Here is a 23,352-nt window from a genome sequence, read left to right as displayed (position 1 = left end):
TTTTTATTTTCGCTTGTTTCAGCTAATTATAAAAATATGCTGACACACATACCGCCTACAGCACTTAATACGATTGTATAAGGAAGGGCCATCCACACCATGCGACCATAAGATAGGCGTAACAATGGCGCAATTGCAGATGTTAGTAGGAATAGGAAGGCCGCTTGACCATTTGGTGTTGCAACACTAGGTAAATTTGTACCCGTGTTAACGGCAATGGCTAGCTTGTCAAAGTGTTCGCGTGAAATTGTACCAGCATCTAGAGCGGCTTTAATTTCATTAATGTAAACCGTTGCAACAAAGACGTTATCACTAATAGCAGACAGGATACCGTTAGCAGCAAAGAACATAATAGGTTGCTGTTGTAATGGTAGTGAAAGTACATAGGTGATAACTGGCTGGAATAGGTGTTGGTGGTGAATAACAGAAACAATGGTAAAGAAGACGACTAAAAGTGCTGTGAAAGGCAGTGCTTCTTCGAATGCATGTCCGATTCTATGTTCTTCTGTAATGCCATTAAAAGCAGTCAAAAGTACGATAATCATTAGACCAACAAGGCCAACTTCAGCAACGTGAAAAGCTAAGGATAAAACAAGAATAACGGCGACGACAGCTTGAACTAAAAGCTTAGCTTTATGAGCTGGTGTGCTGCGTTTGTCTTCTTCTTCATCATAATTCTTAAGAATCTGACGGATGTTGTCAGGTAGATGAGCGCCATAACCAAAGTTTTTTGTTTTCTCTAAAAGTACTACTGTGATTAAGCCAGCAACCAAAACAGGCATAGAAACCGGAGCAACATAAGTGAAGAACTCCGCAAAATCCCAACCAGCAACTTCAGCAATCAGAAGGTTTTGAGGCTCACCAACCAAGGTTGCAACACCACCAAGTGCGGTACCAACGGCACCATGCATTAATAAGCTACGAAGAAAAGCACGAAACTTTTCAAGATCATCACGGTTGGTTTCTAAAACATGATCATCTGAGCCATGGTCGTGATCGTGATGAGGTTTTTTACCAGAAGCGACTTTATGATATACAGAGAAGAAGCCAACGCCGACACTAATAAGCACCGCGGTTACTGTCAAAGCATCAAGGAAGGCAGATAAAATCGCTGCTGAAAGGCTGAAAAGTAGAGATATAGCGACTTTCGAGCGAACGCGAATTAATAGTTTGTTGAAGATGAATAGCAGCATGTCTTTCATAAAGTAAATGCCGGCTACCATAAACATTAGAAGTAAGATAACAGGAAAGTTATTTACTACTTCTTTATAAACCCCATGAGTATCAGTTAGACCAATGGCAACAGCTTCGATAGCAAGTAATCCGCCTGGTTGTAATGGGTAGCATTTTAATGCCATAGCAAGAGTGAAAATGAATTCAACAATTAATAACCAGCCTGCAACAAAGGGCCCTGCTGTCATTAAAATAATTGGATTTAGTATGAGAAATGCAATAATGGTTTGTTTAAACCATAAAGGAGAACTTCCTAAAAAGTTCTTGCTGAGAGCCTGAAATAGGGTCGCAGTCATGGATTTGCTCCTAGTTTGGAATGATAAATATTAATTACGTGAATGATAAGAGATATTGTTAGTGAGAGGAAGTCTGGAGTTTTTAATATAAGACATTGTTTTTAACAAATTTTACCTTATATACCTAGGTAGAGAGTTTTACTTAAAATCTGTTTGAAAATTGGCAAAAAAGGCGAGAAAATTGGAATTTTTAATTGAATATGCAGGCTTCCTGCTAAAACTGGTGACTGTTGCATTGATCATAGTGCTTACTTTCGCTGGTATCTTTGCAAGTAAAAGTAAAGAAAAGCCAGGTGGTCTGAAAGTAACGAAATTGAATGACAGCTATGATGCAGCCAAGTCTCAGTTAGAAAATGAGTTGCTTGATAAAAAGTTGCTTAAACAGCAGCAAAAAGAAAAGAAGAAGCAGGATAAGTTAGCTGCCAAAGCGGATAAGAAATCTAAAAAGCAGGATGTAAAAGCAGAGGATGCTAAAAAGCGGTTATTCGTAATTGATTTTGATGGTGATATTCAGGCAAGTGCGACGCAAGCTTTACGACGTGAAATTACGGCAATCTTATCAATTGCGACACCTAAAGATGAGGTGGTGGTTCGTTTAGAAAGCGGTGGTGGTGTTGTTCATGGTTATGGTTTAGCTGCTTCTCAATTACAACGTATTAAAGATGCTAATCTTTCTTTGACTATTTGTGTTGATAAGGTCGCTGCGAGTGGTGGTTACATGATGGCTTGTGTAGCTGACAAAATTGTCGCTGCTCCTTTTGCTATTTTGGGCTCAATTGGCGTTGTGGCTCAAGTGCCTAATATCCACCGTTTACTTGATAAAAGCCTCGTTGATGTTGAGCTTCATACTGCGGGTAAATACAAGCGTACTTTAACTATGTTGGGTGAAAACACAGACGAAGGCCGTGCTAAGTTCAAGCAAGACCTTGAAGATACGCATGTTCTATTTAAAGAGTTTGTTTCCAGTGCACGACCTGTGATTGATATTGAAGCAATTGCTACAGGTGATGTTTGGTATGGTTCGCAAGCTCTGCAAAATAATCTAATCGATCAAGTTAGTACTAGTGATGCTTATTTGGTTTCTCAGCTTGAGTCTAGTGATGTGGTGTCTATTAAATATCAAGAGCCTAAAAAGCTGGCTGAAAAACTAGGCTTATCTGTTCTAGGTGCTTTTGAGGCCAAGGCAGTTAAGTGGTTTAGCAAAATTAGTCAATACAAAGGTTATTAAACTAGAGGGCTTACGCATAAGTCCTCCCGCCTCAGCGGGTGGATTAAAGTCTTAAAATTTATGGTGAGGGCTAAACTTAATAGTTATTCTATTGATTAGGCCCTCAACATAAAGATAGGGCTTTTAGATCACGTCCTTCGGATCTTTAAAGAATTCCTAAATGGCATTTCAGAAAAAGTAACACCCTGTCTTGTTACTTCTCGAAAGGTGTCTCCATTAATTCAATATAACGCCTTGTGTGATACTTTTCCCTATGTGCCTTAAAAGAGTAGACTGAGAAAAGGTGACTTAATCGCAGCTTTCCTTGAGTTTGCTGTTTGAATTAATCAGTGTCTGCTAAGCTTCTGAGTTAGCTGACACCTGACTTTTTTCTTTGATAACAGGGAGAGAGATAGTAAATGTGCTGCCGACTCCTTGTTTGCTTTCTATGTCAATTTTTCCTTTATGATCTTGGATTATCCCATAAGAGATGGCTAAGCCTAGGCCAGTCCCTTTACCAAGAGGTTTAGTTGTATAAAATGGGTCAAATAGCTTATCTATTTTGTCTTCTGGAATGCCGCAGCCATCATCTTTTATACTGACTGTGATTTGGCCATTTGAAAATTGGCTATTAATTTCAATTGTGCCTTTTTCTTTAATGGCATGGCCTGCATTTATCAGTAGATTCAAAATTACTTGTTTAATCTGGCCTGGAGCGCAGTAAGTTTTAGGTAGTTCTTCTAGGTTTGTTTGTATATCACAATGGTATTTTAGCTCGTTGTTAGCCACTTTTAATGTGCTATTGATGCAATCATTAAGGTCAGAATAGCTATGACTGCTCTCTTGATCTGCATGGGAGAAATCTTTTAAACCCTGAACAATTTCTTTTACTCTGCTTGTGCCTTCTTTTGTGTCTTTAATAAGGCTGGGTAAATCCTGCTCAATGAAGTCTAGATCAATCTCATTTTCAAACGCCTCAATTTGTTTTAACAGTGCTTCCTTATTAGTTGAATCAAGTGAAATTTGTTTGTATAGCATTATGAGTGATAGAAACTGCTCAGAGTACTCTTCCAGAATATCGACATTACTAATGATAAAGCTCATTGGGTTGTTTATTTCATGTGCCACACCAGCTGCGAGTAAACCTACAGATGCCATTTTCTCGGATTGCATTAACTTGGTTTGAGTATCTTTTATGTTTTTATTAGCCGTTTCAAGTTGTTGGTTTTTATCGATAATAATCTTGGTTCGCTTTTGTACAATTTCTTCTAATTTCTGGTTGAAGTCTTTTAATTCAGCTTCGATTAGATCTCGCTTTTCACTTGCTTCGTGTAGGTTTTTAGCCATTAAGTTGAAGGCGCTGGAAACTGCTGCTAGTTCATCTTTGCCTGAAACTGGAATATTAATATCTAGCGTGCCGTCGGCAATGCTTTTTGTGGCTTTCATAAGCACTTTTAATTGCTTAGTGAGATAAGTGCCAAGTGCAAATGAGAAGAGAGCTACGAGTAACATTTCTATGCCAGCGATAAAAATACTTCGCTGTTCGGCTTCTTCAATTGTATTTAGGATGCCAGTAATATCTATACCAATTTCTACTTGGCCATAAACAACGCCACCTTCTTCTATGACAGAGTGTGTGTCGAAAATACCGTCATCTATCATTTCAACATTCTTGTCGTCCTTAAAGGTTTTATTAAGCCCTTTAGGGTCTCCACCACTTGCAAAAATTTCGCCGTTTGGCCCTAACACTCTGGCATAGCTTAGATCTGGATTTTTTAAAACTTCACTTACAAAGGATTCAAGTGATGCGAGATCATAAGATAAGATGGCATCTTTGGTTGTAGTTGAAAAGAGTTCTGCAGTGGTTGTGGCACGTTTTGCTAAGCTGGAATAGTTGGTTGTTTTCAGGTAATTAAGCGTCATGCTGACGAGTAAAATGAGTAATAAGGCCTCAATTAGAGCAACGCCAAAAATAGTTTTAACTCTTAATGACACGCTTGTCTCCTACTTAAGGCCAGCTTCTTATTTTAGTAAGTGTTCTAAAAGGGTGATATTTAAATCCCTAACATCGTCCCAATCTTTGTCTTTGGCAAGCTCCATTCCTTTGAAATTAATGCTTTTCAGTAATGCTTGGCCTTCAGGGTCTGTATTCATTTCAATTAGAGCTTTTTGGAGCTTGTTTTTGATGTTATCACTTAATTCTGGGTGAGTTGCAATAGCATGAGGTGTGTAACCCGGTGTTGTCCATAGCACTTTTAGTTTATCGCTAACATCTGAGGCTGTGTTGTTCAAAGTTCTTTGAACACCACCGCCTGCAGGAAAAATGCTTCTTGAAACGGTTAGGTAAACTGAGTCGTGAGAGGAGACATATTTGGGGGTAATCTTGATACCATCTTGGGCCATTTTGGCTCTCGGTAAAACGCTAGCAGCAAAGGCCGCTGGCGCTGGAAAAGCCAGTGTGCGGCCATCAAGCTCTTCAAGCTTGGTTAAATTGCTATCTTTAGGGACAACAAGAATGCCTTTGATTTTTTTATCTTTTTGTTTGGCTATGGCGTTATACCCAGGTCGTTCATGAAATACCGTATAGTGGTATGGGTTCATATAGGCAATATCGTATTGGCCTTCAAGAACGCGTTTTTCAAAAGTAGGTATGTCATTTGCTGTGCTGAAGCGTATTTCGTGGCCAACTTTTTCACTCAAATACGTACATATGGGGGTCCAGAGCCTAGCCAGTTTTTTTGCCGACTGCTGAGGCACTATGCCCAAGGTTAATGTTTGGGCTTGAACTGAACTAAACACACCTAAAACACAAAGTGTTGCTAACAACTTAACAATATTCGCCATAATTTCGTCCTGTCTTTATGAGTGTCTATTTGTTTGTTTTAAATATAGTTAATACTCATTTTGAGTTTAGATGAGTTTTAAGTCCTAGCCAATGAAATATCTATTGGTTTTTTTCTAGGGGATTATTGAGCTCTGACTGGTTTAGTAGATTGTCTAAACTTTCTAGCGGTTCAAGGTTGATGCTTGCTTCTGCATCTCTCACCATTTCCTCTTCTGTTAATGCTTGGAGCATGAGTTCATGTTCTGCATCATCAACTGAAATAGGTTCGAAATACAGTAAGCTGCCAATGATTGGGTGGTCAAGGTAATTCAATTTCTTACTGGCAGTTTTTCTTTCAAGGTTGAATGAGAGCACTAGTGCTGGCTCGTATAGCTTAATAATCTTTTCTTCTGGCTGTATTGGATTAAAAGGCTCAACTTGCTCAAGTGGGTCAAGTTCATCAAAAATTATGCTTTGGGTCTGATTTGTTTGTGCCACAGGCGCTGTAAAGCTATCAAATAGAAAGTGTTGATATTGAACGTTTGTTTCTAAATAGCGACCTAGCTTAACTTGCACTTTCCCCACAAGTTCAGGGTATCCATCAAAAAGCTGCTTGCTATGAAAATCTTCGAAGACTACGCTGCCTTGTTCTTCAAAAATCATGGGCCAAGTTTGATTGGATAAAATGGTGACCCTTTTACCCATCTTAGCTTGATATTGTAAAAATGGATTTGGTTCACTAGTTTCATCTAATTCCTGTTCTACTGAATCAATGATGCTTGCGCTTTGGATAGCGTCTTCTTCATTGGTGAAACGCTGAATATTATCTAACTGATAAATGTTTTGATAATTAACCTGCTCGCTGCTCATCTTGTCAGACCAAATAAAGCTTAATAGATGGGCTCTATAGGCTCTAGCGTTTGATTTCTCTGGCTCGTCAACGCTTGCATCGTCGGCAGCAAGGGCGATTTGAGCCAAGCATAAGCCTAGTATTGAGAGAGATAAGGACTTAATAAACATTAATGCAATAATTCCAATAGTTTGTGGATGTTTTCAAACCTTTGCTCGGCAGTGAGCATTTTTGCTTGGACCTTGAGTGCAGTTGGTCCAGCTAATTTATATGTGTCTGGTTTGGTTTGAATTAAGGTGATTAACTTCATTGGGTCAATCGGTGTCTTTTCTTTGAAGGATATTTTGGCTTCTTGTGGCCCTGCTTCAATTTTGGTGATACCTAGCTTCTCAGCTTTTAGCTTGATTTGAGTTTGCTGAAATAAATTTTTGGTCGGGTTTGGAAGTAAACCAAAACGATCTATCATCTCAACTTGAAGGTCTTTCAGCTCTTTTTCGCTTGATGCGCTTGCAATGCGTTTGTATAAAATGAGGCGGCTATGAACATCTCCCAAATAGTCATCAGGGATGAGGGCTGGCACTCTCAAGTTAATGTCGGTTTGTGATGGTGTGCTGATGTCGACATCTGGTGCTTCACCTTGCTGAAGTGATTTTACAGCGCGATCAAGCATTTCCATGAAGAGTGAAAAACCAACGTGTTCAATATGTCCACTTTGCCCTTCGCCAAGTAGTTCGCCTGTTCCGCGTATTTCTAAATCATGGGTGGCAAGTGTAAATCCTGCCCCAAGAGTGTCTGCTAGTTGTATGGCTTCTAATCGCTTCTCAGCATCTTTGGTAATGTTTCTATCTTCAGGGGTTAGCAAATATGCATAAGCCTGATGATGAGAACGGCCAACGCGTCCTCTTAATTGGTGTAATTGTGCTAAGCCGAACTTGTCAGCTCTATTAATAATGATGGTGTTCGCGTTAGGGATATCTATGCCTGTTTCTATTATGGTTGAGCAGACAAGTATGTTTGCCCTTTTGTGATAAAAGTCAGACATGACTTGCTCAAGTTCTCTTTCACGCATTTGCCCATGGCCAATTAGAATGCGCCCTTCAGGGATGAGTTCGGCTAGCTCCTCAGCAGCTTTGGCAATTGTTTGCACGTCATTATGTAGGAAATAGACCTGACCACCACGATGAAGTTCACGTAAAATAGCCTCTTTCACCGTGTGATTGTCTTTTTGCTTAACGAAAGTGTTTACAGATAGACGCTTAGCAGGAGGTGTGGCAATTATGGATAGATCTCGAATGCCAGAAAGAGACATGTTTAATGTTCTTGGAATCGGTGTTGCTGTTAAGGTTAGAATATCAACTTCAGAGCGTAATGCTTTAAATTGATCTTTCTGTTTAACGCCAAATCTATGCTCCTCATCTATGATAACCAAACCTAGATTGGCATACTTTATGTCGCCTTGAATGAGTTTGTGGGTGCCGACCACAATATCTGCTTTTCCTTGCTCTAATCTATCAATGGCTGCGCTTGATTGTTTGCCACTTCTAAAGCGGGAGAGGAGTTCGACTTCAATTGGCCAATCTGCGAACCTATCGCAAAAATTTTCATAGTGCTGTTGAGCTAGTAGCGTAGTGGGAACAAGTACTGCAACTTGTTTTCCGCCCTGTACAGCCATGAAAGCGGCTCGCATAGCGACTTCGGTTTTACCAAAACCAACATCGCCACATACAAGTCTGTCCATAGGTTTTTTACTGACCATGTCTTGTACAACTGCACTAATCGCTAGTTGCTGGTCTGGGGTTTCTTCAAATGGAAAGCCTTGAGAGAAGAGGGCGTAATCTTGATCTGGTTTGTTGAATGCGTGCCCTTCGCGAGACTCTCGTTTAGCATAAATTTCAAGTAGTTCAGCCGCTGTGTCACGGGCTTTTTCTGCCGCCTTTTGTTTTGCTATGCTCCATTTTTCTGTGCCTAGCTTGTGTAGTGGTGCGTGGTCTTCATCAGCGCCTGTGTAGCGTGATATTAATTGCAAAGAAGAAACGGGTACGTAGAGTTTTGCCTCATTGGCGTAACCTAGAGTTAATAGTTCAGTTTCTTGTCCATCTATTTCTAGATTAGTTAATCCAAGGTAGCGGCCAACACCATGGTCAATATGAACAACCGGAGCATTTAGTCTCAGCTCGGTTAGGTTTCTAATAATGGCATCTTGGTTTACGTCGCTGCTGTTTTGTCGTCTATGTTGAGAGACTCTTTCGCCTAGAATTTGTTGTTCCGCAATAACAGCAATACTTTGATTAATAATAAAGCCTGTTTCTAATGTACCTATCGTAATTTGTAGGCTGTCTTTCGCGGCTAAAAATGATTGCCAGTTATCACAAGGAGCAGGTTTTATTTTATATTCATTAAGCAATTCGAGTAGCGCTTCCCTCCTGCCTGCTGTTTCAGCCACAATAAGTGTACGCTGCCCTTGAGTGCTAAGAAAGTTAGCCAGTTTCTGAATAGGGTTCTTAGCTTTAGATTCAAGAATTAAATCTGGTAATAAATCAAACTCTTCCTGCTTACCTTGGCTCACTTTAATTTGAGCAAACTGCTTTAGGTGGTGAAAAAACTCTTCTTTTCTTAGATTGATCTCATGGGGCTCAAGGATTGGACGCTCAATGTTATAACCTAAAGATTCATGCCTTGCCTTGAACTCACTTTCTAAAAAGTCTAGTTGAATTGAGATTTTGTCATCAAGAATGATGGCGCTATTAGCTGGCAGATAGTCGAAGAAACTATTAGTTTGGCTAAAGAAAAGAGGTAGGTAGTACTCAATGCCTGCTGGGATAATGCCATTGGATATGTCTTGGTATATCGGGGGCTGCAAAGGACTAGAGCTAAAGCGCTCACGCCACTTTTGTCTAAAAGTCTGGCAGCCTTCTTGGCTTGCTGGGATTTCACGAGCAGGTAGCATTTTAAGAGCGGATAGTTTTTCTGTACTTCTTTGGGTTTCTGCATCAAACCAGCGTAAGGAATCTATTTCGTCGTCAAACCAGTCAATACGAATAGGATTGTTTGCCCCCATAGGGAAAACATCCATAAGTGCACCTCGTATGGCAAATTCACCATGCTCCCTCACACTCTCTACATTTAAATAGCCGCCGCTTGTTAATTGTGAGGCAAGCTTTTCTAACGATAAGTTTTGTCCTTCACTCACGACAAAACGTTGCGCATCTATATGAGATTTAGGACATAAGCGCGAATTGGCAGAGGCAAGTGTTGTCAATACGATCGCTTGGCGTAAGTCTGCAAGCTGGGAAAGCGTTTCAAGTCGTGAGGAAATAATATCTTGATGAGGTGAGAATGCGTCGTAGGGCAGAGTTTCCCAATCAGCAAACCTTAATACAGGTACTCTTTTACTATTTAAGAAAGCTAGTTCACTTTCTAACTGGTTTACCTTGGCAACGGAATCAAGCAGTAAGACCAGAGGCCCGGACATTTGTTGACAAATTTCTAAAAGTTGTAACGCCAATGTGGATCCATTCTCGGCATGAAGTGAATTTTCATAGCCTGGACGTAACGTAAGCTCGAGCGAAGGTAGTAGCGACATCTTTAAAACAAATTTCCTTGTTACTTATGAAATGCTTGAGTCAATTGGAAGTGATCTAGGGTGTTCAAGTGTACGTAGTTAATTAAAAGGGAGCAATGAGATTGGTGCTGAATAACTCGCTCCAGAAAGTTATTTTTGACTGGTGGAAGGGGATAAATGGCTCAATTTAAATAAAACACATAAAGAGTGGGTGGTTTGAATGAAAAATTAAGACAAAAATCTTTAGTTTACGAAAATATATTCTAGAGTTTGATAACGCCATCTAGCTAAGGTTATCTATGAAAATTGTAATTTTTTCAGGTGAATATGACTTATGACAAAAAAATATATGCTGAGTTACGAAAATAGTCATTTTAGTTAGAGATAGGATGAAAGCGCCTATTTTGAGTCGTTTTTCACTATAAGAATGTCTTTAATCGTTAAACAATTGGCCGATCTCGCTAGCTAGCAGTAGTCAATTAGCATAATGATCTTTATAATGCGTCGGTTTTTTGGTGAAGTGAGTTTACGTTAAAAGGCTGGTTTAGTAACAGTCGATGGATTGTGAATGTTTTCCCGGAGGGGGTCACAGATATCACGTAATGCGCTTTTGTGTTCAATTTTTGTTGGGCAGAACATATGTTTAAAATTACTAAGGGCCTAGATCTCCCGATTAGTGGCGCTCCCAATCAAGTGATTGAGAATGCTGCAGCAGCGAGTTCCGTTGCTGTGATCGGTCCTGACTTCCATGGTATGAAACCTACTATGGCAGTTGCGGTCGGAGATAAGGTAAAAAAAGGGCAATTGCTCTTTACAGATAAAAAGACTGAAGGTGTAAAGTATACTTCACCTGCAGCAGGTACCGTTGCGGCGATTAATCGTGGTGATAAGCGTGTGCTTCAATCCGTAGTGATTAATGTTGAAGGCGATGAGAAAGAAGTGTTTGCCTCTTTTTCTGGTTCAGAACTTAAATCTCTTGATCGTCAAGTAGTCGTTGATAACCTTGTTAACTCAGGTCTTTGGACAGCATTTAGAACGCGTCCATTCTCTAAAGTACCTGAAGTTAATGCAGCTCCAAGCTCAATTTTTGTAACTGCAATGGATACCAACCCATTGTCAGCATCTGCAGAAGTTGTATTGGCTGAAAAAGCAGAAGCTTTTGCTGATGGATTGACAGTATTATCTCGTCTTACTCAAGGTAAGGTGTTTGTATGTAAAGCACCTGATACTAAAATCCCTTCTACTACTGATGTTAGTGTTCAAGAGTTTGCTGGTGTTCACCCAGCGGGTCTTGCTGGTACTCATATCCATTTTCTTGATCCAGTAAGTGATAAGAAAACAGTATGGTCAGTTAACTATCAGGATGTTGTTGCAATCGGTAAGTTATTTGTAACAGGCGAACTTGATGCTGAACGTGTTATTTCTTTAGCAGGTCCTCAAGTTTCTAAGCCTCGTTTGCTTCGCACTCAATTAGGTGCAAATCTTGATGCTTTAACTTCTGGTGAATTGCTTGAAGGTGATAATCGTATCATTTCCGGCTCTGTATTATCTGGTCGTAAAGCGTTTGGTCCTTATGCTTTCTTAGGTCGCTACCACAATCAGGTTGTTGTCATTTCTGAAGGCCGTGAACGTCAAATGATGCACTACTTACGTGCCGGCGTTGAAAAACACTCAGTATTGAATGTTTTCTGGTCGAAATTGACTGGCAAAGAGAGCTTTGCAATGAGCAGTACTACTAACGGTAGTGATCGTACAATGTTGCCACTTGGCCACTTTGAGCGTTTGATGCCAATGGATATTTTGCCAACACAGTTGCTAAGATCCATAGTGGTAAAAGATACGGAGCAGGCTCAACTACTAGGTGCTTTAGAGCTAGACGAAGAAGATTTGTCGCTTTGTACTTATAGTTGTTCTGGTAAATTTGAATATGGCCCGATCCTTAGGGATTGCCTGACTTTGATCGAAAAAGAGGGTTAATTCATGGGGCTTAGAAAAGTACTTGATAAAATGGAACCTGAATTTCATTCAGGTGGAAAATACGAAAAATGGTATGCCCTGTATGAAGCAGTGGATACTATCTTCTATCGTCCAGGCTCAGTAACGAAAGGTGGTTCACACGTTCGTGATGCGGTTGATATGAAGCGTATTATGATCTTGGTGTGGATGTGTACCTTCCCTGCTATGTTCTTTGGTATGTACAACATTGGCTTCCAGGCAAACACTGCAATGGACGCTATGGGCGTAACAGGTGGTGATGGTTGGCAGCATGCTATCATTGGCGCTTTGACTGGTTATGATGCCAGCAGCCTTTGGGACAATATGATATATGGTGCGATGCACTTCTTACCAATTTACCTCGTTGCCTTTGCGGTTGGTGGATTCTGGGAAGTTTTGTTTGCAGCTGTTCGTAAGCACGAAGTGAACGAAGGTTTCTTCGTAACATCTATTCTTTTTGCGTTATCACTACCTGCAACTGTGCCGCTATGGCAAGTGGCGTTAGGTATTACGTTTGGTGTTGTGTTAGCGAAAGAAGTATTCGGTGGTACAGGTAAAAACTTCCTGAACCCTGCGCTTGCTGGTCGTGCATTCTTGTTCTTCGCATATCCTGCTTCTATGTCTGGTGATGCTGTTTGGACTGCTGTTGACGGTTTCTCTGGTGCGACTGCATTGAGTGTTGTTGCTGCTGATGGTTTCCAGAATCTAGCTGCACACGGTATTGCATGGTCTGATGCCTTCTTTGGCTTTGTACAAGGCTCTATGGGTGAAACATCGACACTTGCTATTTTGATTGGTGGTAGTGCACTCTTGATTATGCGCATAGCATCTTGGCAAATTGTCGCGGGTGTCTTAGTCGGTATGATAGCAACATCAAGTTTGCTAAATCTAATCGGTTCTGATTCAAACCCAATGTTTGCTACTCCTTGGTATTGGCACTTAGTAATAGGTGGTTTTGCTTTTGGTATGATGTTTATGGCAACAGATCCTGTGTCTGCGTCTATGACTCAAAAAGGCAAATGGTTCTACGGTGCGCTTATCGGTCTAATGGTTGTACTGATTCGTGTAGTAAACCCTGCCTACCCAGAAGGTATGATGTTGGCGATCTTGTTTGCAAACTTGTTTGCACCATTTATCGACCATTTCATCGTCCAAGCTAACATCAGCAGGAGGAAAGCACGCAATGTCTAGTGGTAACGACAGTACTAAAAAAACAGTTCTGGTTGCGCTATCTTTGTGCCTAGTGTGCTCAGTATTTGTTGCAGCTGCGGCAGTTGGCCTGAAGTCAACTCAGCAAAATAACAAAGACCAGGACCGTAAGAAAAATATTCTTGCAGCGGCAGAGCTACTTGATCCAGCTATGTCTATTGATGCGTCTTTTGAGCAAATCGAAACTCGTATTATTAACTTTGATACTGGTGCATTCGCATCTGAAAGTGAATTAGCAACGGCTGGAATCGATGTTGCAAGTTACGATCAGAAAGCGGCGGCGAAAGATCCTGCATTATCTGTTTCTTTGAATGGAGAACAGGATATTGCGAGCATCAAGCGTCGTGCAAAATTTGCAACTGTATACTTAGTTAAGCAAGGCGATGCTATTGATAAGGTTATCTTGCCTGTTCATGGTTACGGCCTATGGTCAACTATGTATGGTTTCATGGCGCTTGAGAACGACTTCTCAACAGTTGTTGGTTTTGGTTTTTATGACCAAGCTGAAACTCCTGGGCTAGGTGGTGAAGTTGATAACCCTAACTGGAAGGCGCTTTGGAAAGGTAAAACTGTTTACAATGACCAAGGTGAAGCTGTGTTGAGCTTGGCAAAAGGTTCAGTTGATAAAGCAGATCCTAATGCAAAGTACAAAGTTGATGGTTTATCTGGTGCGACCTTAACAAGTCGTGGTGTAACTAATCTAGTTCACTACTGGTTAGGTAACGAAGGCTTTGGTCCTTTCTTAGCAAACTTGCGTGGTGAAGGAGCTTAATTATGTCTGAAGTTAAAAAGGTCTTATTTACGCCAATTTTTAACAACAACCCAATCGCACTTCAGATTCTGGGTATTTGTTCTGCTTTGGCTGTAACAAGTAGTTTAAGTGTCAGCTTTGTAATGGCGATTGCTTTAACTATGGTAACAGCGTTTTCCAACCTGTTTATCTCGATTATTCGAAGCAATATTCCAAGTAGCATTCGTATCATTGTACAAATGATTATTATTGCATCTTTGGTTATTGTGGTTGATCAGGTATTGAAAGCTTTTGCTTATGAAATTTCTAAGCAACTTTCTGTATTTGTTGGTTTGATTATCACAAACTGTATCGTAATGGGTCGTGCTGAAGCTTACGCTATGAAAAATGGCCCAGTTATGAGCTTTATCGATGGTATCGGTAATGGTCTTGGCTACAGTATCATGCTTATCATTGTTGCTTTCTTCCGTGAGCTACTTGGTGCAGGTAAGCTATTTGGTGTAGAAATCTTTACCACAGTACAGAATGGCGGTTGGTATCAGCCAAACGGCTTGATGTTACTACCACCTAGTGCTTTCTTTGTGATTGGTTTGGTTATTTGGGCGCTACGCGCTTGGAAATCTGATCAAGTTGAAGAGGCTGATTTCAAAATTGTTGCCAATTCTAAAGCGCAGGAGGCTCTATAATGGAACATTATATTAGCTTATTTATTAAGGCTGTTTTTGTTGAGAATATGGCACTAGCCTTCTTCTTGGGTATGTGTACTTTCTTGGCGCTGTCCAAAAAAGTTGAAACTGCCATCGGCCTTGGTATCGCAGTAGTTGTTGTATTGGCAATCACTGTTCCTCTTAACAACCTTATCTATACTAACTTGTTAGCAGATGGGGCACTTGAGTGGGCTGGTCTTCCTGGTGTTGATCTAAGTTTCCTTGGTCTATTGAGTTATATCGGGGTTATCGCTGCAGCGGTACAGATTCTCGAGATGTTGCTCGATAAATACATGCCTGCGTTATATAACGCCTTGGGTGTATTCCTACCTTTGATTACAGTGAACTGTGCCATCATGGGTGCATCATTGTTCATGGTAGAGCGTGACTACAACTTTGGTGAAAGTGTTGTCTATGGCGTAGGTGCTGGTGTTGGTTGGGCTCTTGCAATTGCAGCGTTAGCTGGGATTCGTGAGAAGCTTAAATACTCTGACGTACCTGTTGGTCTTCGTGGTTTAGGTATTACTTTTATCACTGTAGGGCTAATGAGTTTGGGCTTCATGTCATTCTCGGGTGTTCAGCTTTAATCGGCTGGCCAAGAATAACCAAGAATAAGGTTTAAATAGATGCTGAACTTAGAAATCATTCTAGGTGTGGTGATGTTCACAGCAATCGTTTTAGCGTTAGTAGCTATCATTTTGGTAGCTCGCGCACGATTAGTGAGTTCTGGTGACATCACGATACGACTAAATGGCGAAAAAGAAATTAAAGTAGCGGCAGGTGGTAAGTTGCTGCAAACACTAGCTGAGAGTGGCGTATTCTTGTCATCAGCTTGTGGTGGCGGTGGTACTTGTGCCCAGTGTAAATGTAAGGTTCTTGATGGTGGCGGCTCAATGCTAGCGACTGAAGCATCTCACTTTACTCGTCGTGAAGAAAAAGAGGGTCTTCGCTTATCTTGTCAGGTTGCTGTTAAGCAGGACATGGAAGTAGAAGTACCTGAAGAAGTCTTTGGTGTTAAGGCTTGGGATTGTACTGTTGAGTCTAACCCTAACCTAGCAACCTTCATCAAAGAGTTGACGTTGAAGCTTCCTGAAGGTGAGAACGTTGACTTCCGTGCCGGTGGTTATGTGCAATTAGAAGCACCTGCTCATACTGTGCACTATAAAGACTTTGATATTGAAGAAGAATATCGTGGTGATTGGGATAAGTTTAACTTGTGGAAGTTTACTTCTACAGTAACTGAGCCAGTAATCCGTGCTTACTCTATGGCTAACTACCCAGAAGAGAAAGGTTTGGTTAAGTTTAATATTCGTATTGCTTCACCGCCTCCTGGTAAAGATGAATTGCCACCAGGGCAAATGTCTTCTTACGTATTTAGCCTTAAGCCAGGTGATACAATTAAAGTATACGGTCCTTTTGGTGAGTTCTTCGCTAAAGATACTGATGCTGAAATGGTATTTATCGGTGGTGGTGCGGGTATGGCGCCAATGCGCTCTCATATCTTCGACCAGCTTAAACGCCTAAAATCAACACGTAAAATGTCATTCTGGTACGGTGCTCGTAGTTTGCGTGAAGCATTCTATGGTGACGAGTACGATATGCTTCAAGACGAAAATGAGAACTTTAAGTGGCATCTTGCCCTTTCTGATCCTCAACCAGAAGATAACTGGGAAGGTTATCAAGGCTTTATTCATAATGTACTTTATGAAAACTACTTGAAAGATCACCCAGCACCTGAAGATTGTGAGTTTTACATGTGTGGGCCGCCAATGATGAACTCGGCGGTAGTGCAGATGTTGCTTGACTTAGGTGTCGAGAATGAAAATATCTTGCTAGATGACTTTGGTGGTTAATCTACCTAGTTGATAAAGACCCACCTATTGGTGGGTCTTTATTTTTGTTGTACTCGAATATCAAAATAAAATTTATGCCTAAAAAAATTATCTTAATTGCTGGTGCTGTCTTAGTTTTAGCTTTCTTGATCAGACTGTTTTCCTTTACGCCTGAATTGGTCAGTTTTTCTGGTCCTACTATGGGAACCACTTATACGGTAAAATTCTATACCAATGAGAATTTGGACTCCGCATGGCAATACAAAGATGATGTAGATGCAGTTTTAGTTCGTATTAATGAACTCATGTCTACTTATGACTCACAATCAGAGCTTTCACGATTAAATCAAACAGCTGTAAATACAGAAGTGAAAGTTTCAACTGATTTGGCTTATGTTATCGATCAGGCGCTTATGATTAGTAAAATGTCTAAGGGTGAATATGATGTCACTGTAGGGCCTTTAGTTAATTTGTGGGGGTTTGGCCCAGGTAAGAAAACAGATACAGTTCCTAGCGCAAGAGATATTGTTCTAGCTAAACAGCAAGTGGACTTTGCAGCAATTAACTTGTCTGATCAGACATTAGTAAAAGAAAAAGATATTTATATTGATTTATCATCAATTGCTAAAGGGTATGGTGTTGATGCAGTTGCACAAAAACTTGAACAGCTTGGAATTGAATCCTACTTAGTTGAAGTTGGCGGTGAAATTGTTGCTAAGGGGGCTAAGCCTGATGGCGAACCTTGGCGTGTGGCAGTAGAGAGTCCTAATGGTGGCCATAGTGTTGCGCAAAAAGTCGTTGAGCTGGCTGATGTTGCAATAGCAACTTCTGGTGATTATCGTAATTATTTTGAAAGAAATGGTGTGCGTTATTCGCATACTATTAACCCTAAAACAGGTAAACCAATAACTCATAGGTTGGTATCTGTTACAGTAATAGAAAAAAATGCCACATTAGCAGATGGTTTTGCAACAGCGATAACTGTATTAGGGCCTGAGAAAGGCTTGGCGTTTGCAGAAGATAACGGACTTGCTGTTTATATGTTGGTAAAAGAAGATTTAGGTTTTATAGAGCAGTATTCAAAGGCGTTTGAACCTTATTTAGGCGTCCAATAAGTTTATTAATTTAAGAAATGTGAGGTGATTCTATGCTTACTATCGTGTTGGCATTTGTCGTTATGTTGCTACTTGTTACTGCAATGGCAGTTGGTGTACTGATGGGGCGTAAGCCTATTTCAGGTTCATGCGGAGGCATGAGCGCATTGGGTATGGAAGTTGCCTGTGATATTTGCGGTGGCGACAAAGGAAAGTGTGACGAAGAAAATAAGAGTGTAGCTGCAACTGTTCAGTCTGATGATCAGTTTTACGATGCGTCTAAGTAAATAAAGATAAGGGGATACTATGACAACTAGGCATTATGATGTCGTGGTTTTAGGTACTGGTCCTGCAGGGGAAGCTGCTGCGATGAACGCAGCAAAGGCAGGTAAGCGAGTTGCCGTTGTTGAAGCAAGCGATCAAGTGGGAGGTAGTTGTACTCATTTAGGTACAATTCCTTCAAAAGCACTTAGGCATGCGGTTAAAGAGATTATTGTATTTAATACTAACCCCATGTTCCGTGATATTGGTGAGCCTCGTTGGTTCTCATTTCCAAAAGTACTTAAGCGAGCTAACAATGTAATCGGTAAGCAAGTAAAAAGCCGTACAGAATATTATGCCCGAAATAGAATCGATATTTACTTTGGTCGTGGTAAGTTTAAGGGACCAAATACGATTGAGGTTGCAACTGAGCAAGGGCCTGAGCTTCTAGGTGCAGAAAAGATAGTTATTGCAACTGGCTCAAGGCCTTATCGTCCTGCTGATATTGATTTTGACCACCCAAGAATTTATTGCTCAGATACAATTTTGAGCCTAAATCATACTCCGCGAACCATTATTATTTATGGTGCTGGGGTAATTGGTTGTGAATATGCTTCTATCTTTTGTGGTTTGGGTGTAAGGGTAGAGTTAATTAACCCTGGTCCTAAACTTCTTAGCTTCCTTGATGATGAAATTACAGATGCGCTAAGTTATCACCTGCGTGATAATGGTGTATTGATTCGTCATAATGAGTCTTACGAAAGAATTGAAAGTACTGAGCGCGGTGTGGTTATGCACCTAAACTCAGGTAAGAAAATGCGTGCTGATGCCTTCTTGTTCTGTAATGGTCGCTCAGGTAATACCGATGGAATGGGTCTTGAAGATGTTGGTATTGAAGCTAACAGTCGTGGACAGCTAGCAGTAAAAGATAGTTATCAGACTTCTGTTGAGCATATTTATGCTGCAGGTGATGTAATTGGTTGGCCAAGTCTCGCTAGTGCTGCTTATGATCAGGGGCGCTCAGTTGCTGCTAATATGTATGGTTTAGAAGGCGGTCACTTTATTAGTGAGGTTCCGACGGGGATTTATACGATTCCTGAGATTAGTTCTATTGGTAAAAATGAAGCCGAATTGACGGCTGAAAAAGTACCTTATGAAGTAGGTAGGGCTTTCTTTAAGCATACTGCGCGAGCACAAATTACCAACGAAGGTGTTGGTATGTTGAAGATTTTATTCCATCGTGAAACGCTTGAACTATTGGGTATTCACTGCTTTGGTGACCAAGCATCTGAAATCGTGCATATCGGCCAAGCTATTATGAAGCAAAAAGGGGAGGCTAACTCTCTTAAATACTTCTTGAATACGACATTTAACTACCCAACTATGGCAGAGGCATATCGTGTTGCTGCACTGAATGGGTTTAACCGAGTTTTTTAAGAAGCTTAGTTAAATTTAGTTAAGTAATAAAAAAAGCGCCTATTGGCGCTTTTTTTATTACTGCCTTTAGCGGGCAATATAATATCTCTTAGCTGCCTTTTACCGCATAAATACCTGGAAGGTTACGGAAGAAGCCTTTGTAGTCCATGCCATAGCCAAATAAGAATCTATCGTCTACATCAATGCCGACATAGTCAGGTCTCATTTCAACTTTTCTATCATGTAATTTGTTAATGATAGTCGCGCTATATACTTTTGCTGCTCCATGGTTTTTAAACCAATCGATGATTGATTTTAAGGTGTGGCCTTGATCAAAAATATCATCAATGACTAAGATTTCCCTTTCTTCTAGTTCTGACTGAGGATAACAAAGCCATTTGAGGGCATCGCCTTGTGTCTCCATACCGTAACGAGTGGCATGAATGAAATCTATTTCTAATGGAAAATGTAGTCTTTGTAAAAGTGCTGAGCCTGGTACTAAGGCACCATTCATGACGCAAACAACAAGTGGCAGTTTGTCGTTTAGGTCCTTGGTTATGTTTGCAGCCATTTTATCCAAAATGCCATTAAGTTGATCTTCTGAAACAAGGCAATCTGCTTCATCTAAAACTTTATTTAATTGTTCGATTTTTGTCTTCATTTAAAACTGACTCTGTTGGTTTAAGCAAAGTTTACAGTATGCGAGAGTCTTTGCTAAGGCTTTGTTGGTGTAGCGCCGCATTTAAACTTGCTGAAACTAGGATTATGGTCCAGCTAACTTGCAACCAAATAATGAGTGTTGGTAAGGCTGCAAATGCGCCGTAAATAATTTGGTAGTTAGCAAAGAGTTGAGCGAAAGAGCTAAAGATATAGTTATTTAAGGAGAGAAAGCCTGTTCCTATTAAGGTAGCGATTAAAGTTGGTTTAATTTGAGTATTAATGTTTGGGGTTAGGTAGTTGAAAGTGAAGAGTAATAAAAAATATAAAATGAAAGAACTCAAGCTTGCCAAATGGGTAAGGAAGTCAGCAATCTGAACACCTTGCCACTTTAATGTGAGTAGGGCGGCATAAATGCTGAGTCCTAATCCTAATAGAATTGGACCTAATGTAAGCATGGCCCAATAGGTCAAGAGCCTCTCTTTGAGGTTTCTGTTTGATTTGATTTGCCATATGGATTGAATTGCTTGTTCACAGCTATTCAATAAAAAAAGCGCGGTAAGAATAAGAATAATTAACCCTAGAATAGGAAGGTTTTTTGCCTGTTCTGAAAAGCTAATTAGATAAGGTAGTAAAATATCGCTACTTCCTGGAGCTAAATGAGACTGTAAAAAAATTATGATGTTAGCTTGCATCGTTTTAAGTGTTGGTGTGAAGCCTAGAATACCTAGGATTATGGTGATAATAGGAACTGCAGCTAATAAACTTGCTAGCGTTAGTTGGTATACCCTTAGTGAGGCATTGGCTTGTCGATAGAGTTGCAAGCTTAGTTTTAGTTGAGGAAAAACTGTGCTCTGTAAAAAGTGCAGCATAAATTTAAATCGTCCTAGTGATTAACTTTTAAACAGTCTTTCTTTGATCTTATATAAAACAGAAAAATAAACTGCATATTTATGATTTTATTTGCTTTTTTATTTGTATTTAAGGTGGCAAACGTTGCGCCAAGTATAAGCTTCTTGTATTATCCTTCGCATTCTTTTTAGCGGTATTTTTACGGTTGTTTTTAACTCAAAAACACGTTTTGAACAAAAAACAACCATGCCTAGCGGACTTATCCGTGTTTTTGGCTTAAAATGTCTAGCTTTTTATAGAGACCCTGTTGACGCAGGCGTTAGCTTCCCTATAATAGCCCACCACGAAAAAGCAATGAGTAATGCGCCTGTAGCTCAGTTGGATAGAGCATCCGCCTTCTAAGCGGAGGGCCAGGGGTTCGAATCCCTTCAGGCGCGCCATTCATCTCATTGTTAATAATCAACTTAATTTTTTAAGCTTTGCTGTCAAAAGTTGCTTGTATATCGATATCTTTAATTGATATTCGACAAGGATAGCAAGGTTCCCAAGGGGAGTTATATGCAAGTTTCCGTAGAGACAACATCGACAATTGAACGCGTACTTACTATTAGTGTTCCTGCTGCTCGTATCGAAGAAAAAGTAAGCGCAGAAGTTGCTAAAACTGCGAAAACTGTTCGTATCGATGGCTTCCGTAAAGGTAAAGTGCCAGTAAGCGTTGTTAAAAAACGTTACGGTCAAGGTATTCGTCTAGAAGCTGTTGAGCAAATTATGCGTGATGCATATGTTGAAGCAGTTCAAAAAGAAGAATTACAACCAGCAGGTATGCCTTCAATCGAGCCTAAGAAGATGGAAGAAGGTGCTGACCTTGAATTCGTTGCGAAAGTAGAAGTTTATCCTACAATCGAATTAAATGACCTAACAAAAGTATCTGCAGAGCGCGTTCTTTCAGAAGTGACTGATGCTGATCTAGATACTATGCTAGAAACATTGCGTAAGCAGAATTCTGAATGGAACCCTGTTGAGCGTGAAGCTGCTGACGGTGACCAAGTTGTAATTGACTTTGTTGGTTACCTAGGTGATGAGGCATTTGAAGGCGGTGCTGCTGAAGGCCATAAACTAGTTCTAGGTTCTGGTACTATGATTCCAGGATTTGAAGATGGCATTCTAGGTGCTAAAGCGGGTGAAGAGAAAACAATCTCTGTTACCTTCCCAGAAGATTATCAAGCTGAAAACTTAAAAGGTCAGGAAGCTAGCTTCAAAATTACTGTGACTGAAGTTGCAGAGCAAGTTCTTCCTGAGCTAGACGATGCTTTTGTTGAGAAATTTGGCTTAGCTGAAGGCACTCTTGACGCGCTACGTGCTGAAGTACGTAAGAATATGGAACGCGAACTGAACCAAGCGATCAAAGGTAAGCTAAAAACTGGCTTATTTGATTCATTGGTTGAACTAAACCCAATTGAAGTGCCTCAAACTGTTGTTGATCAAGAGATCGATGTATTGCGTAAGCAAGCTGCTCAACAGTTCGGTGGTGAAGGCTTTGATGCTTCTCAACTTCCAGGTGAGTTATTCCAAGAAGAAGCTAGCAAACGCGCTAAACTTGGTCTACTAATTTCAGAAGTTGTTAAAGTTAACGACATTAAAGTTGAAGACGACCGTGTTCGTGCTTTCTTGGAAGATATGGCGCAAGCTTACCAAGAGCCACAGCAAGTTATCGATTTCTACTTGAAGAACAAAGAGCAACTATCTCAAGTTCAATCTGCTGTACTTGAAGAGCAAGTTGTTGATAAACTGCTAGAATCTGCTCAAGTTACTGAAATTACTTTGGGTTATGAAGACGCTATTAAGCCAAACGCTCCTGCTACTGCTGAAGTAGAGGAAGGCGAAGAAGCATAAGATAACTCTTATCTTTCTAATTAAGGCCGACATAGCTCATGCTATGTCGGCTTTTTTGTTTTAAGGAATGGAATATGAATTTGACGAACCCAACTACTGGTCCTGTTGCAATTACAAGTTCAGGCCTAGTGCCTATGGTGATAGAGCAAACTGCTCGTGGTGAGCGCTCTTTTGATATTTATTCGCGCTTACTGAAAGAACGCGTTATATTTCTGGTTGGTCAAGTAGAAGACCACATGGCTAATTTAGTTGTGGCTCAGCTATTATTTTTAGAGTCTGAGAACCCAGATAAGGACATTCATTTATACATAAACTCTCCTGGTGGCTCTGTGACAGCAGGAATGTCTATTTACGATACAATGCAGTTTATTAAGCCAGATGTCAGTACTATGTGTATTGGTCAAGCTGCAAGTATGGGGGCCTTGTTGTTAACAGCAGGAGCTGCTGGTAAGCGTTATTGCTTACCTAATTCACGCGTTATGATTCACCAGCCTTTAGGTGGTTATCAGGGGCAAGCTTCTGATATAGAGATTCATACTCGTGAAATCCTAAGTATTAAACATAGGTTGAATGAAATTATTTCATTCCATACAGGTAAACCTATTGAAGAAGTTGCTGAAGATACAGATCGTGATAACTTTATGGATCCGGCTGCAGCAAAAGAATATGGTTTGATTGACGATATATTGTTAAAACGCGAAGTTTAATTGGTG

General features: G+C 40.4%; 19 protein-coding genes and 1 tRNA gene. 13 read left to right on the top strand and 7 right to left on the bottom strand.

What is annotated here, in order from left to right:
• Positions 1-26 precede the first annotated feature (26 nt).
• Entirely contained in the window at positions 27-1,529 is a 1,503-nt protein-coding gene (gene nhaB, locus OA91_RS06885; protein ID WP_063337366.1) for a sodium/proton antiporter NhaB, read from the bottom strand.
• A gap of 181 nt (positions 1,530-1,710) precedes the next feature.
• On the opposite strand from nhaB, the gene sohB reads away from it, so the two are divergent.
• Positions 1,711-2,757 (top strand): protease SohB, encoded by a 1,047-nt coding sequence (sohB, locus tag OA91_RS06880; protein WP_063337365.1) that lies wholly within the window; start codon positions 1,711-1,713, stop codon positions 2,755-2,757.
• A gap of 336 nt (positions 2,758-3,093) precedes the next feature.
• On the opposite strand, the gene OA91_RS06875 is transcribed toward sohB, so the two are convergent.
• From OA91_RS06875 to mfd, 4 genes are all read right to left on the bottom strand, one after another.
• Complete coding sequence (locus tag OA91_RS06875; RefSeq protein WP_063337364.1) at positions 3,094-4,731, bottom strand: ATP-binding protein; 1,638 nt, start codon at positions 4,729-4,731, stop codon at positions 3,094-3,096.
• Between the two features lie 27 nt (positions 4,732-4,758).
• Positions 4,759-5,580: a phosphate/phosphite/phosphonate ABC transporter substrate-binding protein gene (locus OA91_RS06870; RefSeq protein WP_063337363.1), complete on the bottom strand. Its 822-nt coding sequence runs from the start codon at positions 5,578-5,580 to the stop codon at positions 4,759-4,761.
• A 100-nt stretch (positions 5,581-5,680) separates the two neighbouring features.
• Complete coding sequence (locus OA91_RS06865) at positions 5,681-6,580, bottom strand: hypothetical protein (protein WP_063337362.1); 900 nt, start codon at positions 6,578-6,580, stop codon at positions 5,681-5,683.
• A complete protein-coding gene (mfd, locus tag OA91_RS06860; RefSeq protein WP_063337361.1) occupies positions 6,580-9,993 on the bottom strand; it encodes a transcription-repair coupling factor in 3,414 nt (1,137 codons plus the stop codon). The genes OA91_RS06865 and mfd overlap by 1 nt, the downstream gene beginning before the upstream one ends.
• A gap of 618 nt (positions 9,994-10,611) precedes the next feature.
• On the opposite strand from mfd, the gene OA91_RS06855 reads away from it, so the two are divergent.
• The 9 genes from OA91_RS06855 to sthA all read left to right on the top strand — a co-directional run bounded on the left by OA91_RS06855 (position 10,612) and on the right by sthA (position 19,258).
• The gene (locus OA91_RS06855; protein ID WP_046016980.1) at positions 10,612-11,949 is read left to right on the top strand and encodes a Na(+)-translocating NADH-quinone reductase subunit A; all 1,338 of its coding nucleotides are present in this window, start codon (positions 10,612-10,614) and stop codon (positions 11,947-11,949) included.
• 3 nt (positions 11,950-11,952) lie between these two features.
• Complete coding sequence (locus OA91_RS06850) at positions 11,953-13,158, top strand: NADH:ubiquinone reductase (Na(+)-transporting) subunit B (protein WP_063337360.1); 1,206 nt, start codon at positions 11,953-11,955, stop codon at positions 13,156-13,158.
• Positions 13,151-13,948: a Na(+)-translocating NADH-quinone reductase subunit C gene (locus OA91_RS06845; RefSeq protein WP_046016982.1), complete on the top strand. Its 798-nt coding sequence runs from the start codon at positions 13,151-13,153 to the stop codon at positions 13,946-13,948. The genes OA91_RS06850 and OA91_RS06845 overlap by 8 nt, the downstream gene beginning before the upstream one ends.
• Positions 13,949-13,950: 2 nt before the next feature.
• Entirely contained in the window at positions 13,951-14,613 is a 663-nt protein-coding gene (locus OA91_RS06840; RefSeq protein ID WP_009833700.1) for an NADH:ubiquinone reductase (Na(+)-transporting) subunit D, read from the top strand.
• Positions 14,613-15,221 carry an NADH:ubiquinone reductase (Na(+)-transporting) subunit E gene (gene nqrE, locus OA91_RS06835; RefSeq protein WP_009833701.1) on the top strand — a complete coding sequence of 203 codons (609 nt, stop codon included), beginning with the start codon at positions 14,613-14,615 and terminating at the stop codon, positions 15,219-15,221. The genes OA91_RS06840 and nqrE overlap by 1 nt, the downstream gene beginning before the upstream one ends.
• A 39-nt stretch (positions 15,222-15,260) precedes the next feature.
• Positions 15,261-16,487, top strand: coding sequence for an NADH:ubiquinone reductase (Na(+)-transporting) subunit F (nqrF, locus tag OA91_RS06830; RefSeq protein WP_046016983.1), 1,227 nt, complete (start codon positions 15,261-15,263; stop codon positions 16,485-16,487).
• Between the two features lie 74 nt (positions 16,488-16,561).
• Positions 16,562-17,581 (top strand): FAD:protein FMN transferase, encoded by a 1,020-nt coding sequence (locus OA91_RS06825; protein WP_063337359.1) that lies wholly within the window; start codon positions 16,562-16,564, stop codon positions 17,579-17,581.
• Positions 17,582-17,613: 32 nt separating this feature from the next.
• A complete protein-coding gene (gene nqrM, locus OA91_RS06820) occupies positions 17,614-17,847 on the top strand; it encodes a (Na+)-NQR maturation NqrM (protein WP_009833704.1) in 234 nt (77 codons plus the stop codon).
• 19 nt (positions 17,848-17,866) lie between these two features.
• Positions 17,867-19,258 (top strand): Si-specific NAD(P)(+) transhydrogenase, encoded by a 1,392-nt coding sequence (sthA, locus tag OA91_RS06815; RefSeq protein WP_063337358.1) that lies wholly within the window; start codon positions 17,867-17,869, stop codon positions 19,256-19,258.
• 88 nt (positions 19,259-19,346) lie between these two features.
• Here the strand turns inward: sthA and OA91_RS06810 are convergent, their stop codons facing one another.
• Together OA91_RS06810 and OA91_RS06805 are read right to left on the bottom strand one after the other, a co-directional pair.
• Positions 19,347-19,898 carry a hypoxanthine-guanine phosphoribosyltransferase gene (locus OA91_RS06810; protein ID WP_046016986.1) on the bottom strand — a complete coding sequence of 184 codons (552 nt, stop codon included), beginning with the start codon at positions 19,896-19,898 and terminating at the stop codon, positions 19,347-19,349.
• Between the two features lie 31 nt (positions 19,899-19,929).
• Positions 19,930-20,766, bottom strand: coding sequence for a YihY family inner membrane protein (locus tag OA91_RS06805; RefSeq protein ID WP_063337357.1), 837 nt, complete (start codon positions 20,764-20,766; stop codon positions 19,930-19,932).
• Positions 20,767-21,109: 343 nt separating this feature from the next.
• Here OA91_RS06805 and OA91_RS06800 point away from each other — a divergent pair.
• The 3 genes from OA91_RS06800 to clpP all read left to right on the top strand — a co-directional run bounded on the left by OA91_RS06800 (position 21,110) and on the right by clpP (position 23,346).
• Positions 21,110-21,186, top strand: a tRNA-Arg gene (locus OA91_RS06800).
• Between the two features lie 118 nt (positions 21,187-21,304).
• A complete protein-coding gene (tig, locus tag OA91_RS06795; RefSeq protein WP_063337356.1) occupies positions 21,305-22,639 on the top strand; it encodes a trigger factor in 1,335 nt (444 codons plus the stop codon).
• A gap of 74 nt (positions 22,640-22,713) precedes the next feature.
• Complete coding sequence (gene clpP / locus OA91_RS06790; protein WP_046016989.1) at positions 22,714-23,346, top strand: ATP-dependent Clp endopeptidase proteolytic subunit ClpP; 633 nt, start codon at positions 22,714-22,716, stop codon at positions 23,344-23,346.
• Positions 23,347-23,352 lie beyond the last annotated feature (6 nt).

The sequence above is a fragment of the Marinomonas sp. SBI8L genome, assembly GCF_001624705.1.
Classification (GTDB): Bacteria; Pseudomonadota; Gammaproteobacteria; order Pseudomonadales; family Marinomonadaceae; genus Marinomonas.
This window is presented reverse-complemented; position numbering and strand designations above follow the sequence as displayed.

Coding starts and splice junctions, on each gene's coding strand:
- OA91_RS06855 (WP_046016980.1), top strand. CDS start 10,612: ATGTTTAAAATTACTAAGGGCCTAGATCTCCCGATTAGTGGCGCTCCC.
- nqrF (WP_046016983.1), top strand. CDS start 15,261: ATGCTGAACTTAGAAATCATTCTAGGTGTGGTGATGTTCACAGCAATC.
- clpP (WP_046016989.1), top strand. CDS start 22,714: ATGAATTTGACGAACCCAACTACTGGTCCTGTTGCAATTACAAGTTCA.
- sthA (WP_063337358.1), top strand. CDS start 17,867: ATGACAACTAGGCATTATGATGTCGTGGTTTTAGGTACTGGTCCTGCA.
- OA91_RS06810 (WP_046016986.1), bottom strand. CDS start 19,898: ATGAAGACAAAAATCGAACAATTAAATAAAGTTTTAGATGAAGCAGAT.
- OA91_RS06870 (WP_063337363.1), bottom strand. CDS start 5,580: ATGGCGAATATTGTTAAGTTGTTAGCAACACTTTGTGTTTTAGGTGTG.
- OA91_RS06865 (WP_063337362.1), bottom strand. CDS start 6,580: ATGTTTATTAAGTCCTTATCTCTCTCAATACTAGGCTTATGCTTGGCT.
- OA91_RS06850 (WP_063337360.1), top strand. CDS start 11,953: ATGGGGCTTAGAAAAGTACTTGATAAAATGGAACCTGAATTTCATTCA.
- nqrE (WP_009833701.1), top strand. CDS start 14,613: ATGGAACATTATATTAGCTTATTTATTAAGGCTGTTTTTGTTGAGAAT.
- tig (WP_063337356.1), top strand. CDS start 21,305: ATGCAAGTTTCCGTAGAGACAACATCGACAATTGAACGCGTACTTACT.
- nhaB (WP_063337366.1), bottom strand. CDS start 1,529: ATGACTGCGACCCTATTTCAGGCTCTCAGCAAGAACTTTTTAGGAAGT.
- OA91_RS06805 (WP_063337357.1), bottom strand. CDS start 20,766: ATGCTGCACTTTTTACAGAGCACAGTTTTTCCTCAACTAAAACTAAGC.
- mfd (WP_063337361.1), bottom strand. CDS start 9,993: ATGTCGCTACTACCTTCGCTCGAGCTTACGTTACGTCCAGGCTATGAA.
- OA91_RS06825 (WP_063337359.1), top strand. CDS start 16,562: ATGCCTAAAAAAATTATCTTAATTGCTGGTGCTGTCTTAGTTTTAGCT.
- OA91_RS06845 (WP_046016982.1), top strand. CDS start 13,151: ATGTCTAGTGGTAACGACAGTACTAAAAAAACAGTTCTGGTTGCGCTA.
- OA91_RS06840 (WP_009833700.1), top strand. CDS start 13,951: ATGTCTGAAGTTAAAAAGGTCTTATTTACGCCAATTTTTAACAACAAC.
- nqrM (WP_009833704.1), top strand. CDS start 17,614: ATGCTTACTATCGTGTTGGCATTTGTCGTTATGTTGCTACTTGTTACT.